At 54.2% G+C, this 15880-nt stretch carries 14 protein-coding genes; all 14 read left to right on the plus strand.

Annotated features, from left to right (window positions below; genetic code table 11):
• Positions 1–144 precede the first annotated feature (144 nt).
• The 14 genes from nuoD to SH287x_RS14745 all read left to right on the plus strand — a co-directional run bounded on the left by nuoD (position 145) and on the right by SH287x_RS14745 (position 15781).
• Positions 145–1407 carry an NADH dehydrogenase (quinone) subunit D gene (gene nuoD, locus SH287x_RS14680; protein WP_479515090.1) on the plus strand — a complete coding sequence of 421 codons (1263 nt, stop codon included), beginning with the start codon at positions 145–147 and terminating at the stop codon, positions 1405–1407.
• Positions 1404–1883: an NADH-quinone oxidoreductase subunit NuoE family protein gene (locus SH287x_RS14685; protein WP_479515092.1), complete on the plus strand. Its 480-nt coding sequence runs from the start codon at positions 1404–1406 to the stop codon at positions 1881–1883. Before nuoD ends, SH287x_RS14685 begins: the two co-directional genes overlap by 4 nt.
• A 605-nt stretch (positions 1884–2488) precedes the next feature.
• A complete protein-coding gene (locus SH287x_RS14690; protein ID WP_479515094.1) occupies positions 2489–2716 on the plus strand; it encodes a hypothetical protein in 228 nt (75 codons plus the stop codon).
• A gap of 52 nt (positions 2717–2768) precedes the next feature.
• Positions 2769–4100 carry an NADH-quinone oxidoreductase subunit NuoF gene (gene nuoF / locus SH287x_RS14695; RefSeq protein WP_479515095.1) on the plus strand — a complete coding sequence of 444 codons (1332 nt, stop codon included), beginning with the start codon at positions 2769–2771 and terminating at the stop codon, positions 4098–4100.
• Positions 4101–4140: 40 nt separating this feature from the next.
• Positions 4141–4389 (plus strand): hypothetical protein, encoded by a 249-nt coding sequence (locus tag SH287x_RS14700; protein ID WP_479515097.1) that lies wholly within the window; start codon positions 4141–4143, stop codon positions 4387–4389.
• On the plus strand, positions 4389–4988 hold the full coding sequence (dcd, locus tag SH287x_RS14705) for a dCTP deaminase (RefSeq protein WP_479515099.1): 600 nt from the start codon (positions 4389–4391) through the stop codon (positions 4986–4988). Before SH287x_RS14700 ends, dcd begins: the two co-directional genes overlap by 1 nt.
• Positions 4989–5069: 81 nt before the next feature.
• On the plus strand, positions 5070–6779 hold the full coding sequence (locus SH287x_RS14710; RefSeq protein WP_479515100.1) for an NADH-quinone oxidoreductase subunit G: 1710 nt from the start codon (positions 5070–5072) through the stop codon (positions 6777–6779).
• Positions 6780–7952, plus strand: coding sequence for an NADH-quinone oxidoreductase subunit NuoH (nuoH, locus tag SH287x_RS14715; protein WP_479515101.1), 1173 nt, complete (start codon positions 6780–6782; stop codon positions 7950–7952).
• A gap of 55 nt (positions 7953–8007) precedes the next feature.
• Entirely contained in the window at positions 8008–8673 is a 666-nt protein-coding gene (locus SH287x_RS14720; RefSeq protein WP_479515103.1) for a NuoI/complex I 23 kDa subunit family protein, read from the plus strand.
• A gap of 255 nt (positions 8674–8928) precedes the next feature.
• Positions 8929–9651 (plus strand): NADH-quinone oxidoreductase subunit J family protein, encoded by a 723-nt coding sequence (locus SH287x_RS14725; protein ID WP_479515106.1) that lies wholly within the window; start codon positions 8929–8931, stop codon positions 9649–9651.
• Positions 9648–10124, plus strand: coding sequence for an NADH-quinone oxidoreductase subunit NuoK (nuoK, locus tag SH287x_RS14730; protein ID WP_479515108.1), 477 nt, complete (start codon positions 9648–9650; stop codon positions 10122–10124). Before SH287x_RS14725 ends, nuoK begins: the two co-directional genes overlap by 4 nt.
• A gap of 76 nt (positions 10125–10200) precedes the next feature.
• On the plus strand, positions 10201–12276 hold the full coding sequence (gene nuoL / locus SH287x_RS14735; RefSeq protein WP_479515109.1) for an NADH-quinone oxidoreductase subunit L: 2076 nt from the start codon (positions 10201–10203) through the stop codon (positions 12274–12276).
• Between the two features lie 89 nt (positions 12277–12365).
• Complete coding sequence (locus tag SH287x_RS14740) at positions 12366–14276, plus strand: complex I subunit 4 family protein (protein WP_479515111.1); 1911 nt, start codon at positions 12366–12368, stop codon at positions 14274–14276.
• On the plus strand, positions 14273–15781 hold the full coding sequence (locus SH287x_RS14745; protein WP_479515113.1) for an NADH-quinone oxidoreductase subunit N: 1509 nt from the start codon (positions 14273–14275) through the stop codon (positions 15779–15781). The genes SH287x_RS14740 and SH287x_RS14745 overlap by 4 nt, the downstream gene beginning before the upstream one ends.
• Positions 15782–15880: the final 99 nt, after the last annotated feature.

A 15880-nucleotide genomic window follows, 5' to 3' on the forward strand; every position in this document is an offset into this window, starting at 1 on the left:
CCTGATCGTGCCTGCCCCTGAAAGTGACTCCCTGTACTGCTTTCAGAGGTCAAACTCTGATGGCACACTGCTGACCTGGCTTTGAATTCCCTCTGCTGTCTACCAACGATTCTTTGAACTGTCCGTCATTCCTGAAGGTTGACCATGCCTGTTGTCGCCTCTTCGCTCAACCCGGCTGCGTCCCACTCCACCAGAGGGGGAGCGGGTTCACATCTGCGCGAACCTGTCGACTCGGAGTTCCTCTGGACACTCAACTTTGGCCCTCAGCATCCTGCGACACACACCACACTGCGTTTGGTGCTCACGCTCGATGGTGAACGGGTTGTCAAAGCCGAGCCGGATATTGGCTATCTGCATAGCGGCTTTGAAAAGCTCGGGGAAGAACTCGACTTCAATCAGTACGTCACGATTGTTGACCGGATGAATTATATCTCGCCGCTGGCGAATGAAATCGCCTGGCATCATACGGTGGAAAAGCTCCTTGATATCCAGATCACGCCCCGCTGCACCTATCTGAGGACAATCCTGGCTGAGTTGATGCGGCTGCATGATCACCTGCTGTGCCTGGGAGCTGTGGCCCTTGATCTTGGAGCGTTTACTGCGTTTCTCTACTTCTTCCAGCAGCGGGAATTGATTTACGACATCGTTGAATACGCCTCTGGCCAGCGATTCCATACGAGCTACACCCGTGTCGGCGGAGTGATGTTCGATGTGGACAATGTCTGGGCTGACAAGGTTCGAGCCTTCGCGAAAGGCTTCCCCAAAGTTCATGCAGAAGTTGATCGCCTGCTGACCCGCAACCGGATCTTTGTGGATCGCGTGAAGGGGGTAGGTGTTCTTTCGCGTGAAGATGCCATCAGCATGGGATGTACCGGGCCGATTGCCCGAGCCTCAGGCGTGGTGCGTGATCTGCGGAAAGATGAACCTTACCTGGCTTATGCCGATCTGGATTTTAAAGTAGCCGCTTCAAAAAGCGGTGACTGCTACGCCCGTTATCTGGTGCGGATGCAGGAAATGCTGGAGAGCATCAAGATCATCAATCAGGCGGTGGAGAACATCCCTGCTGGCCCGGTGAATGTGGATCTGGAAGGCAAGTCGGTTCTCCCGGCCAAGCCCGCAGTCTACCGAAGCATCGAAGGGCTGATCCATCATTTTGAGATGGTCATGCCCAATCGTGGGTTCAAAGTCCCTGTAGAAGAACTCTACGCCAGCACTGAATCTCCGAATGGTGAACTTGGCTTCTATATTGTCGCTGACGGCGAACCACGGGCTTATCGTGCTCGCTGCCGTCCCCCATCCTTCATTCACTTCGCCACGTTCCAGCACATTATGCCCAGCTACATGCTGAGCGATGTGCCCGCGATTCTGGGGAGTTTGAACATTATTGCAGCGGAGCTTGATCGATGACCGTTCTTTCCAATGAACTGCGGGAGAAGATCACCGCCCAGTTCCCGAAATACCCCAACAAGCGGGCTGTGACGCTGCCGGCATTGCATCTCGTCCATGATGAAATGCGTCATGTCTCAACGGGTGCCATCGAAGAGATCGCCGCACTGCTCGAACTGCACCCTTCAGAAGTTCATGATACGATGAGCTTCTATCAGTTCTTTCGCACCGAAGAAAACCCTCTTGGAAAGCACCGCGTGTGGGTGTGCCGCAGCATCAGTTGCGGTCTGCGTGGTGGTGAAGAGTTGCTGGCACATATGTGCGAAAAGCTTCATCTGTCTCCGGGCGGCACCACCGAAGACGGCAAGATTACGCTGGAATTTGCGGAATGCCTGGGAGTCTGCGATGGGGCGCCTTGCGTTCTCGTCGATGAAGACTGCGTGCCCAACGTGACTCATGAAATGGCTGACAAAATGATTGAGCAATTGAAAGTTTGATTGAAATGAAACACTAAGCGGGATGATCAGGTTATGAATCCACCCGACCAACCGCTCTGTGTCGTATTCGGGGAACCGAATGGAGCCGGGAAATCAACGGTTGCTGAAAAGATACTGCCAGCACTAGGAATCACGGAGTTTGTCAACGCGGATACGATTGCCAGAGGGATGTCTAAGCAGCCTGACGAGCGGGTTCAAATGGAAGCCGGTCGACACATGCTGCGGCGACTCGATGAGTTAAGTGAAACGAGATCAAGTTTTGCGTTTGAATCAACGCTCTCGAGTCGAACTCATTCCGTTCGTCTGGGGAGGTTATAAGGAGAAAGGTTTTCGGATCGAATTGTTCTACGTTTGGTTGCCCCATGTGGAACTGGCTTTACGGCGAGTTCACGATCGGGTTCTCAAAGGTGGCCATGACATCCCTGAGAAAGATATTCGTCGACGATATCTTCGATCTGCAGAGAACCTGTTTGAGATGTATCTACCGCTGGTTGATCAATGCCGAGTGTATGAAAATAGTCAAATCGAATTTCCTAGACTGATCGCAAACATCAACGGATCAGAGATACAGATTTTTGATGCGGTTTTCTGGTGGAAATTGAAACATGCAAGCCAACACTCTTCACATAACTGACGAGCGACTGACTGAACTTGCTCAGCAGGCGACTCAAGAGGCCGTGATGGAAAGCTGGTTGCATGGCCTGCCAGCGAGCACCTCGCGTGACGGGCAGGTTATCGACGTCTGGCCGACCGATGAAGAACTCAAACGTTTTCCCTGCTACAATATGATTGCCAACCAAGTCAAACGCGAACTCGCCAGCCAATCTTCCTAACCAACAAGCATCCCTCTACCAAACACTCAACGCCACCTCAGCGAAGCTTCCCATGCCCACCTACGAACCCGTCCTGCTGGCCCGGATCAACAAAGATCAGAGCCATACTCTGGACAGTTATCTCGCCGACGGAGGTTATGAATCCTTCAAAAAGGCACTTGGCATGGCTCCGGCCGATGTCACGAATCTTGTCAAAGATTCAGGGCTTCGTGGTCGCGGCGGTGCAGGTTTTCCCACGGGGCTTAAGTGGACGTTCCTGCCCAAAGATCACCCCGGCCCGATCTATCTGGCAGTGAACGGTGACGAGAGTGAACCGGGGACATTCAACAACCGGGTCATTCTCGAAAAAGACCCCCACCAGGTACTCGAAGGCATTGCCATCAGTTGCTATGCCATCCGCTCAAATACCGCTTATCTCTATCTTCGCTACGAATACGGTCAGGCCTGGCGCACACTGCAAAAAGCAGTTGCTGACTGCTACGAAAAAGGGATCTTTGGCAAGAATGTTTTTGGCTCTGGCTTCGATCTCGATGTCCGACTGCATCGCGGTGCAGCGGCCTACATTTGCGGCGAAGAAACAGGCCTGATTGAAAGCCTTGAAGGCAAGCGGGCCTGGCCCCGCATCAAGCCTCCTTTCCCGGCCATTGAAGGTCTTTTCCGCAAGCCAACAATCGTCAACAACATTGAGACGATGGCCTGTGTGACACAGATCCTGAAGCGTGGCATCGAATGGTTCAAGTCGATTGGCGTTCCTCCTGATCCAAACAACCCTCGCGATGCGGGGAGCTATGGCCCGAAGCTCTATTGTCTTTCCGGTCACGTCAATAAGCCCGGTTGCTATGAAGTCCCGCTGGGGATTACCGCCCGTCAGTTGATTGAGGAATATGGTGGCGGCGTTCCTGGCGGCCGGGGGATCAAAGCCGTCGTCCCCGGCGGGATCAGCATGGGATTCCTCGCTCCCTCTGAACTCGACACGCCACTCGATTTCAACGGCCCCGGCAAAGTGGGCTGCCTGGGTCTGGGAACAGCAGCCGTCGTGGTCATCGATGATCAGACAAGTATCGTGGATGTCGTTTACAACTGTGCCCGTTTCTTCGCTCACGAGTCATGTGGACAATGCACGCCTTGCCGTGAAGGAACTAACTGGATGCAGCGGATTCTCCACCGCATTCGTAGCGGACAAGGCCGGATGGAAGACCTGGACTTGCTACTGGAAGTCTCAAACAGCATCGGCATGATGCCAGGCACCACCATCTGCGGTCTGGCTGATGGTGCCGGCTGGCCAATCAAGAACGCAGTTCGCAAGTTCCGTAGTGAATTCGAAGAATATATCCAGAGCGGCCGCTCAACGATCAAGCCGTGTGAATTGGTTAGTAGTCACTAAATCATTCGTGTCGCCAATACCCAAAGAGGAGTGACAGATCATGACATCTCAATGGTTGGAATGCGAAGTCCTCAAAGGCATGTTCAGTGACGAACGCGCTGTCGTGTACGAAATGAGTAATGGCGATCAGTCGTCTACATTTGTCCCGTCCAGTTTTGTTCGTGGGGAACTGGGTACAAAAGGCAAAGTGCGGGTCGATGTTTTTCAGGATAATGGGGCGACGTGGGTTGTACTTCCCAGTGAGTATCGCGAGACAGTACCTGTGTCTCAGCAAAGATTGACGAACTAATGATCCTTTCGAACGTGGCGATTCATGAGGCGCTGGAAGATGGTCGGCTAGTTATCAAGCCGACTCCAAGTCCTGCGCGTCCTGATGTTCTGCAACCGTTCGCATGTCCGTACCAGACAACCTCCGTTGACCTTCGACTTGGGAATGAAATCTCTTATTTTAAAGATGGTCTGCCGCTCAACATTGATCTCCGTCGTGGAAAATTCTCTGACCTGTTTGGCCCCAATTCCGAATCGAGAACGATTACAGATGAGCAGCCCTATGCTTTACAGCCTGGGAAATTTGTACTCGGCAAAACACTCGAAAGGGTCGAATTGCCAATTCACCGAGTTTCCTCTAAACCGTTGTTAGCAGCACGAGTCGAAGGTAAGAGTTCATACGCTCGCTGTGGTTTACTCGTTCATTTCACAGCACCTACGATTCACTCCGGGTTTGCCGGGACAATCACGCTGGAGCTGATTAACCTTGGGCCATTGCCGGTTATGCTCTATCCCAATGCTGCAATCTGCCAGTTGATTGTCGAAGAAGTCCAGGGAGTTCCGTTTCGAAACGACAGCCAGTTCCAGAATCAAAATCAGGCCGGTGGTGCCAGTCCCTAAAAGTCCATGGCACTGAAAGATGAGCTAATGCTCCACTACCGTCCGGGTCACAATTTTTCCTTCTAAAACAAGTCCCTTGTCATGCCCACAGTTTACGTCAACGATCAGCCCGTCGAACTGGGTGCCGGTGAGAAGCTGAATTGCATTCAGGCGGCACAGAAGGCTGGCGTCGAGATCCCGCACTATTGCTGGCATCCCAGCCTCTCCGTCGTTGCCAGTTGCCGCATGTGTCTGGTCGAAGTGGGCGACAAGAAGCCTGATGGCACAGTGGCCATGGTTCCCAAAGTCGTTCCAGGCTGTCAGACGCCAGTAAAAGATGGCACGGTGATTGTCACCAATTCTCCCAAAGTCAAAGCAGCCCAGGCCGGTACGCTGGAGTTCCTGCTGCTGAACCATCCGCTCGACTGCCCTGTCTGTGATCAGGCCGGTGAATGTGGCTTGCAGGATTTCAGTTACCGTTATGGTCGCGCCTATAGCCGACTGGCTGAGCCAAAGAATCAGAAAAAAGATAAGCCGTACATCGGTGATCAGATCACACTTTTCACTGACCGTTGCATCATGTGTACTCGCTGTGTGCGGTTCACACGCGAAATCTCCGGAACGGCAGAACTTCAGGTCGTCAGTCGCGGTTCGGGCGAAGAGATCGATATTTTCCCCGGCAAGCCCTGCAACAACAAACTGGCAGGCAACGTCGTTGATCTCTGTCCTGTCGGTGCTCTGTGTAGCAAAGACTTTCTCTACGAGCAGCGGGTCTGGTGGCTTAAAGGGAAAAATTCTGTTTGCAATGGATGCAGCACAGGTTGCAGCATCCGTGTCGATCAGAACAAAGATGTGGTCTATCGCCTGAAGCCACGTTCCAACCCGCTGGCCAAAAGCGAATTCATGTGTGACGACGGCCGCTTTGGCTGGAAGTACATTCATTCCGAGCATCGCCTCAAGTTCCCAATGCAGAAGCTGCCCACGGGGATGTCGGCGGTCTCGTGGCCGCAGATTCTTCCTGCGATCAAGCAGGCACTGACTGAAGCTGCCAGGCGAGCTTCGGGAAAAATGGCTGTGGTGCTTTCCCCTTATATGACCGTGGAAGAAGCCTACCTGCTCTCGAAGTATGCCAAGTCGCTTTCACCGCAGATCAAGTTATCGATGACACCGCCTCGCGTTATCGGTGAAGACGACAATTATCCGAAAGACCTTTACGGCAACGCCACAGGGACTCCCAAGTTCACGATTCATGCAGAAAAGGCTCCGAATCGAATCGGTGTTCTGGCCGTTCTGGAGCACTTTGGCGGAGAGGTGTCTTCACTGGATTCTACGCTGGATCAAGTCGCCAGCGGTGCCATTGAGTCCATTTATCTCGTCGGTGGCGATCCGATGGGATGGGTGACTGACGATCAGGCCAAGAAGCTGGCAACAGCGAAACTGGTGATTGTGCAGGATCTGCTTGACTCGCCTGCGTTGCCTTACGCGACGTTTGTCTTGCCGGGAACATCGTGGGTTGAACGCGATGGGACATTTGTGAATCACGCTGGCCTGGCTCAGGCCATTCATCGCGGCTTGCGTTCCCCCGGAGATGCCTGGCCCGATGGCCGGATCACTTATGAATTAGCGGGACGAAGTGGCATGTTCCATGCGGTGACGATTCGCCAGGAAATCGCCGGAGAGATTCCCGCACTCGCGGCTTTGATTGTTGGCGACTTGGGTGATGAAGGGGTCTTCCTGAAGTCAGCTCATGATTCGGGGATGAATGGTGTGGCTGATGGCGCTGCCGCAGTTGTTGCGGGAGGAACCCGATAAATGACCTGGACTTTCTTTCTGACAACGTTGATCACTGTTGGCGTCGCCTTTGGCGGCCTGATGGGCACCATCGCTTATCTGATTCTGGTAGAGCGTCGACTGGCCGCGTTCATTCAGGATCGTTACGGCCCGAACCGTGTCGGCTGGGCAGGGCTGCTTCAGCCGATTGCTGACGGGGCAAAATTCCTGCTCAAAGAAGATGTCATCCCAGGTCACGTTAACAAGGTGCTTTACATCCTGGGGCCGAGCATTGCAGTCTTTACCGCGATGGCCGGCTTTGCGATCGTTCCTTTTGGGCCGGTCGACCAGGCTCCGTCATGGATGCGATTTGTGATTGCTCCCAACGTCGATATCGGGCTGGTCTATATTTTCTGCATTGGCAGTCTGGGTGTTTATGGCGTGATTCTGGGAGGATGGGCCTCTAATAATAAATACAGTTCGCTGGGTTCGATGCGTGCCAGTGCGCAAGTGGTGAGCTATGAAATCCCGCTGGGGATGTCGATTATTGGTCTGGTTCTCATGACGGGTTCACTGAATCTGAACACGTTACTGGAACATCAGGCCAACCAGGGGATCATCGGATGGAACGTCTGGACGCAGCCTCTGGCCCTCTTGATTTTCTTTACTTCGGCATTGGCAGAAACCAACCGTTTGCCGTTTGACCTTTCCGAGTGCGAACAGGAACTGGTGGGCGGTTTCCATACCGAATATAGCTCGATGAAGTTTGCTCTCTACTTTCTTGGCGAATATGCCCACATCATTACGGTCTGCTTCCTCACGGTGATTCTCTTCTTTGGGGGGTGGCAGTTCCCATTGATCGCGGAAGCGGAGAGTGCCTATCTCGGAGCCACTCTGGTGAAGGTGATGGTTCTGCTCGCCAAAGTGCTGACCGTGATTCTGCTGATCATGTTTATTCGCTGGACAATCCCCCGCTTCCGTTTCGATCAATTGATGAATCTGGCGTGGCTGGGACTGATCCCCATGGCGGCTTTCAATATTTTGCTGGTGATGACAGTACGTCAATTCGATTGGCCTGTCTGGTCGTTGACGGTGGGGTCACTGGCGATTTTCATTGCGGCTGGCCTGATCGGGACAAGCGGCAAATTTATTGTCAGTGATCAGACCGTCGCCTTCGGGGAATCCCCCGAAGGTCATGCTCACGCTCATTCATGACGATCGCGACGAATTCAATTTTTATTTGTCTGGCTGACAGAATTTCAGGTGCCCAATGGCTGAACAACAAACTCCGATTCCTGATGCCGATGTCGTCTGGATGGAAGAACCCGAAATGGGTTTCTGGGAGTCCACGTTTCTCCCGGCGATTTTCAGCGGATTGAAAAATTCATTCCGGCATGTGGCTGACTTCCGTCCTGTGACTCAGCAGTACCCGGAAGAAAAGCCCGACCTGCCGCTGCATTACCGTGGGGTTCATCGTCTCAACCGCGACGATCAGGGCCGCGTCAAATGCGTCGCCTGTATGATGTGTTCGACGGCTTGCCCGGCCAAGTGCATCAGCATCGTGGCCGAAGAAGCTCCCAAAGATGATCCGCTCTGGGCTGATCGTGATAAACGCCCCAAATCGTTTGTGATTGATGAACTCAAATGTATTTATTGCGGCATGTGCGAAGAAGCCTGCCCAGTGGATTCCATTGAGCTGACACACATTTATGATCTCACAGGGCTGACTCGCGCAGAGATGTTGTTCGATAAGGAAAAACTGCTGGAAGTCTTTGATAAAACCAAAGATAACCCGCGCGATCCGATTCGTACGCATCGGGGAGTGCTAGGCCCGGCTTCTGAATTTGCTTCACTTCCGACCGTTGGCCCTGCCACGCAGGTTCCCCAAGGTGACAAGTCAGCGAATGCAGAAACATCGGGAGTGATTGGTCATTGAGGCAAGATTGAGTTTTTGAAGTGATATCGTGAATGATTTTGGTCGCGATCTCCTGCACCTCGTTTGACGGGAACCCCCTGCATGGGGTACTTCAGGGACGGAACTTGCGGTCAACCCGCCTGGTTTCAGAAATGAAGGTCTGTCGAGTTAAAAAAATCAGTTGATGTCAGAGGCAGTTCAGTCCCTGTGATGGGATCGATTCTGCAGTGTTGTTAAGACGAAAAGAGTTCTGTTCCTTCCGATCGAATGTCCGCCATGAACTGGGTTTCCGAGAACGCATCACTGATCGGAACGCTCGTCCTGCTGGGGGCGACGATCCTGACGCTGTTTCCTACCGGTAAACGACGGCCCAAGGTCGTCGGATACCTGTTGAGTTTGGCCAGTATCGCTGCACTGGGATGGGTCTTCCTGCAACCCACAGGGGATCTGGTTCGTGATCTTCTGTTCTATGCCGCAGGAGGCACGGCAGTGCTAGGCGGCCTGTTCATGACGACGGAACGTAATCCCGTGTTTGCGGCGTTGTGGTTTGCAGTGGCAACCCTCGGGGTTTGCGGACTGTTCGTGATCAATTCAGCCCCGTTCCTGGCCGCTGTGACGATTATTGTCTACGCCGGGGCCATTGTGGTGACGTTCGTGTTTGTGATCATGCTGGCTCAGCAGGAGAAAAGCACCGGATATGACCGGTTACCACAGCAGCCTCTTTTGGCCACTGTTCTCGGGTGTCTGTTGATTGGCACCATGCTCTTCGGCATTGATAAGACTTTTGGTTCAGCTGAGCCTCAATTGCTGGCGATTGATCGGTCGAACCTGCATGTCTCTTCCCTTCCGTTTGAGAACGACCTGGGTTCGCCACGCGGGATTGGCCGCACGCTGTTTACTGATTATCTGTTCGCCGTTGAACTGGCGGGCACCATTCTTCTGGTTGCGACGATTGGTGCTATTGCCATCGCTCCGCGCCGACCACAAGGGAGCTTATGAGTCCCGATCCTTCTCATTATCTCGTTGTTGGAGCGATTCTCTTCGGTCTCGGAGCGATTGGTTTTTTGACCCGTCGTAATCTGATTCTGATGATGCTCTCAACCGAACTGATGCTGCACGGTGTTTCCGTCAATCTGACAGCCTTCAGTCAATACCATGGCCAGCATGATGGTCAGGCATTGACCATTTTTATCCTGACAATTGCGGCCTGTGAGGCGGGGCTTTCCCTGGCCATTATCCTGGCTCTTTATCAGCGGACTCATTCGCTGGATATCCGACTCTGGACAACGCTGGGCGAAGAGGAACTGATGCCGCCAATGGCTGACTCTGTTTCTCGAGAAATTGAACCAAAGGCTGAACCGATGCCCAAACTGGTTCCTGCCGGTCGAAAGCCTTCGATTGGACTGAATGGTGAGGTTTCCAGCCCAGTGCTGACTTCGAGCAAACCCGCTGGCAAAGGTTCGCGAGCCTAGTGGGTCTGCGGTTTTGAAGCGTCTTGTTTTATTGAGTCCATGATTGATTGAGCGGATGCAGTAAGGAAGCCTGGCTGTGGCAAACTGGTCTGATATCGCCCTTGCAACGATTCCTGCAGCGCCCCTGGCAGCCGCTGTCTGGTGCGGCTTGATCGCGCAGGTTTTCAGGCGAACTACCGCCCACCGGCCTGTGGTTCTGGCGCTGGCGGCTTCGTTAGTCGCCGCTCTGTTTTTGCTGGTGATCGTGGTTCCCGGCTCCATTGCCGACACGCCAGAAACAGCGGTTCATGCGACGAATAATACGGCTGGCAGTGATCACGCTACCGCTGAGCATAAGGCTTCCAACGATCCTGCAGCTCACGGCGGGCATGGTGTCACACATCAACCTTATGTGCTGGAAGTCTATCGCTGGATGGCGGTGGGCGGGCTGGATGTCCGGATCGTCCTGCGTGCCGATGCGATGACAGCCCTGATGCTCGTGATGGTCAATTTTGTCAGCCTGCTGGTCGCCATTTTTGCGTCAAGTTATATGCACGGCGACAAGGGCTATCCCCGCTTCTTCGCAGCGATGGCACTGTTTGTGTTTTCCATGAACATGCTCGTTCTGGCAGGCAATTTCATTGAAGTCTTTGTCTTCTGGGAAGGCGTTGGTCTCTGCTCGTATCTGCTGATCGGTCACTGGTATCACAAACCGTCAGCAGCCGCTGCTGCTCGCAAGGCGTTTGTTGTCAATCGCATTGGCGACTTCGGTTTGATGACAGCCATTTTCCTGATCTACAAGACATTTGGTTCCGTCGATTTTGAAACGGTGCTGAACCCAGTGAAGTTGTCGGAATTGGCCGCCAGCCAGCCCACATTGATTACGACGATCTGCCTGCTGCTGCTGTTAGGAGCCATTGGTAAATCAGCTCAGTTCCCACTACATGTGTGGTTGCCCGATGCGATGGAAGGGCCGACGCCTGTCAGTGCTTTGATCCATGCCGCCACGATGGTCACTGCGGGGGTCTATCTGATCGCCCGCTGTACGCCGCTGTTTGTGCATTCTCCCACTGCTCAGTTAGTCGTTGCTGCTGTGGGGGCGATTACCGCGCTGGTGGCGGCCATCACGGCTCTGACTCAATACGACCTCAAGCGAGTGCTGGCTTACTCCACAGTAAGTCAACTGGGTTACATGTTCATGGCGCTAGGTGCCGCTGCCGCCAGCCCGGCCTTAGCGGCTCATGCCGAAACCTTTGCAATGTTTCACCTGTTGACGCATGCCTTCTTCAAAGCGGTGCTCTTTCTGGCGGCAGGCAGCGTCATGCATGCGATGGGTGATGTGATCGACATGCGCCAGTTCAGCGGATTGAAGAAATCACTCCCCATCACCCACATCACGTTCCTTTGCGGAGCATTGGCTCTGGCGGGATTCCCGTTGCTCTCAGGATTCTGGAGCAAGGACGAGATTCTCTCCGTGATTTTTGAAGCCACTCGCGTTGGCCCCTTCGGCGCGTTCTTTATGGTGATCCTGGCCGTTGGTCTGCTCACCTCATTGCTGACAGCCTTCTACACTTTCCGGGCTTACTTCCTGACCTTCCACGGGCCAGAGCGATTCCCGGAAGCCGCTGGGCATCATCCGCATGATGCTCCACCAGCGATGGCCATTCCGCTCTACACACTGGCTCTGCTGGCATGTATTGCCGGGATCATCCTGGGGCCAACCCACATTTATGCCCACTACATTGAAAAGACTCCCGGCTTTCCAGCGGCTGAGCCAGCCGGGATGAACCTGGGAATGATGGCAGTGAGCAGCATTCTGGCACTGGCAGGGATTGCAGCAGCTTATGGCCTGTATGGTTCAGTGACTCGCACGGCTTACAGCACCAGCACACCGATCAGCATCTGGGAACAGTTTTCCCTGAAAGGGCTGTACTTTGATGATCTGTATGACTGGTTGATTGTGAAACCAATGGCGGCACTTGCTGCCATTGCCGACTTCATTGATCGCATGATCCTCGACAAGATTGTTGATGCTGTCGGGCTGCTTCCTGTGATTGCAGGTGGCATGATCCGACCGATTCAGAACGGTCTGGTCAATTCCTATGCCACCGTGATGCTGCTGGGCGTGATCGTCGCCTTGATCAGTGTCTTGCGTGCTATTGCTGCGGTTTGATCACAGTCCTGTGTTTGCTACGTTTTTTGAGTTCGATGGATAGCACCCGCTTTTACGGCAGGTGATTACTGGTTGAAGGTGAGTTGGATATGACGACGCTGGTCTTCGCCATGCTCTTGCTCCCGGCATTAGCCGCCGTGCTGATGCTGGTGCTCGACGCGCGGGCGACTGCGGCCCGAGCACGCGGCTTTGCATTAGCGGCTACCTTCGGGACAATGCTCCTCTCGTGGGGAGTGGCGGCTCAATTGCCCGATCGGCCTCTGCAAGAAGGGCCTGTCACAACGCGCTGGGAGTGGCGGCAAAGCTGGCTGACGCTCTCCAAAACAGTCTTCACACCTGCCAATGTCACTGAGCTGACAAGGGACGATGAAACCGCAGACAATGTCGTACGCGGTCAAACACCGGAAACAGATCTCTCCCCCGCGGCTGTTTCTGCTCCAGGTGATGTGCTGAGTACGGCTCCGGCCCGAACAACGTCCCCGAAATCGGCTGACTATCTCAATCTGGAATTTTATCTGGGACTGGATGGCCTCGGTCTGGCCATGATCCTGTTGACCACGGTTCTGTGCGTCTCTGCAATTCTGGTTTCGTGGAGTGAAATTCGTGAACGCCCGGCCGAGTTTTATGCTGGCATTCTGATTCTCGAAGCAGGACTTATCGGCGTATTCCTCGCCTATGACCTGATCCTGTTTTACGCATTCTTTGAGTTCACGCTGTTGCCGCTCTTCCTGACGATTGGTGTCTGGGGGGGGCCAAAGCGACGTTATGCCGCTGCCAAGTTCTTTATCTATACACTGGCTGGCAGTCTGGTCATGCTGCTCGGGTTGGTCTCGCTAGTTGTGGAAACTCAGACGCTCACTGGCATCAGCACGCCGTTCTCATTGCCAGATATGTCGCGTGCTCTGGTCGATAACCCGATGCCTATTGAAATGCAGACGATTCTCTTCTGCCTGATTGCCACGGGCTTTCTCATCAAGGTGCCGATGTTTCCGTTCCATACCTGGCTGCCACTGGTTCACGTGGAAGCTCCGACGGCTGGTTCGGTCGATTTGGCGGGTGTGCTTTTGAAGCTGGGCTGCTACGGCTTCCTGCGAATTGCCATTCCCATGCTTCCCGATGCCAGCCTGATGCTGGGACAACCCCTCATCGCACTGCTGGCGGTGATTGGTGTGATTTATGGCTCTCTTTGTGCTTATCAGCAGACCGACATCAAGCGCATGGTGGCTTACAGTTCAATCGCTCACCTGGGTGTCTGCATGCTGGGGTTGTTTGCCCTGAACCCTGAAGGCTTAAGTGGCGGTATTGCCATGATGATTAACCACGGTCTTTCGACCGGGGCACTGTTCATGCTGGTGGGGATGATTCACGAGCGATATCACACACGATCCCTGACAGACATTGGTGGGTTGGCCAATCGGCTGCCGGTTCTGTCGGCCTTCTTGGTGTTCGTCAGCTTTGCCAGTATCGGCCTTCCTGGCTTGAACGGCTTCATCGGTGAAATTCTGTCGCTGTTGGGAATGTTCCAGGTCAGTGCCGTCTATGCGGTTATCGGGACGACGGGCGTGGTTCTCAGTGCCTGGTATCTTCTTCGTATGGTGCAGGTGGGTCTGTTTGGCCCACTTCGTGAACCACCCGGGGATTTCAGCCATGTTCCGGATCTCACCGTTCGTGAAGGGCTGGCGATTGTTCCTCTGGCCTTCATCTGCCTGTGGCTTGGTCTCTTCCCGCAAACACTGCTGGAACTGGTGGCACCGGAAGTTCAGGCGTTGGCCGACCTCTACCAGTCGCCGGATGAGATGCTGGCTGACTCGACATCGAATGTGAGTCCCCCCGCCATCACGATGGCGAGCGCAACCATTGATGCTCCCGTGATCTCGGGAATTCCTGAGACTTCACGAACTCTTCCTGCCGCAACCATCGGCCATCCCGAACAAAGATTTGAAACAGCCATGCCACAAGCGGCGACTCCCCGCATTGATCAGACAGGAGGGCGTCCATGAGCCAGCCTGATGCCGCCATGATCTCCTCCATCACCAGTGCAGCCAGCCGGGTGATTCCCGAACTGGTGTTGCTGGGGACAGTGTGCGTGAACTTTTTGATCGGGCCGTTCCTGGTGACTCCCACCGGGCGGGCCTTGCCTGGCCTGCGTCATCGCTGGGGCGGGATTGCGATCTTCTCGCTGGCAACCGCGCTCTACTTGTGGTGGACAGGTTCAACTGAAGTCGTCACGACCGGGCCGTTCCGACACGACAACCTGGTCTGGTACGTTCGCGGCGTAATGTTGATTGCCGCTTCGCTCCTGGTGCTGGTGAACTGGTCGCAAATTGAAGATGGCAAGGCGGCGGAAAGTCATGCTTGCCTGCTGGCGATTACCGCCGGCGTCAATCTGGTGGCACTCGCCAACGACCTGACGACATTGTTCCTGGCGCTGGAACTGATCAGTATTCCAACGTATCTGTTCCTCTTTCTGCCACGGAAAGATGCCGCGACGCAGGAAGCGGGGATTAAGTATTTTCTGCTGAGCGTTTTTTCGTCGGCGATCCTGCTTTACGGCTTCAGCATGATTTACGGCATGGCTGGCACCACCGATCTGCCCGCCATTCAGGAAGCGCTGTCCCATAGCAACAAGACACCCGTTCTGGCGATTCTGGGGATGGTGTTTATCGTCTGTGGTCTGGCCTTCCGACTGACAGCGGTTCCGTTTCACTTCTATGCTCCTGATGTGTTTCAGGGAGCATCTGTCAGTGGTGCTGCGCTGTTGTCGTTTGTTCCCAAGCTGGCGGGCTTTATCGCTTTGATCCGTCTGCTGGAACCCGTGGTCGATGCACCACCCGGTCTGCTTCTGGCAGATGTCATGCTGCCGATGCTGTGGTGGCTTTCTGTGATCACGATGTTTGTGGGGAACTTTCTCGGGATTCTTCAGAACGATCTCCGACGAATGCTGGCTTACTCGGGTGTGGCCCATGTGGGATACATGATGGTCGGCCTGATCGTTGGGCATCACACGACTTCCACGCCAGATGGGATTGAAGCGCTGCTGTTTTATCTCGCAGTCTATGGCGTCATGACAATTGGTGCGTTCGCGGTGCTGATTGCTGCCGAGCGTGATAACAAGCCTCTGGAAACGTTGGATCAGCTGGCAGGGTTGCACCGGGTGCGTCCCGGTCTGGCACTTATGCTCATGGTGTTTATGTTCAGTCTGGCGGGGATGCCCCCGACCGCTGGCTTTCTGGCAAAGCTGAACCTCTTCTTCGCAGCCTGGGCACAGGGAGATGTCTCGAATCGCTGGCTGGCCCTGTTCATGGTCATCAACGCTGCGATTGGCTCGTGGTATTACCTGCGTGTTGTTGGAGCCATGTACCTCCGCGATCCACTCGACGAACATCACGGCTCTCATGCCCCGGCACCGATCATTGCCTCGGTTGCGTGCACGGCTCTGTTAATCACGCTCTTCTTTGTGCCGACCTGGCTCTGGACGATGGTGCAGACAGTTCACAGCAGTTAAGAACTTTTGACGCTGAGGACAATATCTGGCCTCGATGAATCGCCACTGTTTTACATGGATGGTATCACTCGGAATTCTGAAAACCTGATCCGCACCTTC

It is taken from the genome of Planctopirus sp. SH287, from assembly GCF_056500625.1.

Bases quoted from the DNA above. Each gene is read 5' to 3' on its own strand.
- nuoD (WP_479515090.1), top strand. From the start codon at position 145: ATGCCTGTTGTCGCCTCTTCGCTCAACCCGGCTGCGTCCCACTCCACC.
- SH287x_RS14685 (WP_479515092.1), top strand. From the start codon at position 1,404: ATGACCGTTCTTTCCAATGAACTGCGGGAGAAGATCACCGCCCAGTTC.
- SH287x_RS14690 (WP_479515094.1), top strand. From the start codon at position 2,489: ATGCAAGCCAACACTCTTCACATAACTGACGAGCGACTGACTGAACTT.
- nuoF (WP_479515095.1), top strand. From the start codon at position 2,769: ATGCCCACCTACGAACCCGTCCTGCTGGCCCGGATCAACAAAGATCAG.
- SH287x_RS14700 (WP_479515097.1), top strand. From the start codon at position 4,141: ATGACATCTCAATGGTTGGAATGCGAAGTCCTCAAAGGCATGTTCAGT.
- dcd (WP_479515099.1), top strand. From the start codon at position 4,389: ATGATCCTTTCGAACGTGGCGATTCATGAGGCGCTGGAAGATGGTCGG.
- SH287x_RS14710 (WP_479515100.1), top strand. From the start codon at position 5,070: ATGCCCACAGTTTACGTCAACGATCAGCCCGTCGAACTGGGTGCCGGT.
- nuoH (WP_479515101.1), top strand. From the start codon at position 6,780: ATGACCTGGACTTTCTTTCTGACAACGTTGATCACTGTTGGCGTCGCC.
- SH287x_RS14720 (WP_479515103.1), top strand. From the start codon at position 8,008: ATGGCTGAACAACAAACTCCGATTCCTGATGCCGATGTCGTCTGGATG.
- SH287x_RS14725 (WP_479515106.1), top strand. From the start codon at position 8,929: ATGAACTGGGTTTCCGAGAACGCATCACTGATCGGAACGCTCGTCCTG.
- nuoK (WP_479515108.1), top strand. From the start codon at position 9,648: ATGAGTCCCGATCCTTCTCATTATCTCGTTGTTGGAGCGATTCTCTTC.
- SH287x_RS14740 (WP_479515111.1), top strand. From the start codon at position 12,366: ATGACGACGCTGGTCTTCGCCATGCTCTTGCTCCCGGCATTAGCCGCC.
- SH287x_RS14745 (WP_479515113.1), top strand. From the start codon at position 14,273: ATGAGCCAGCCTGATGCCGCCATGATCTCCTCCATCACCAGTGCAGCC.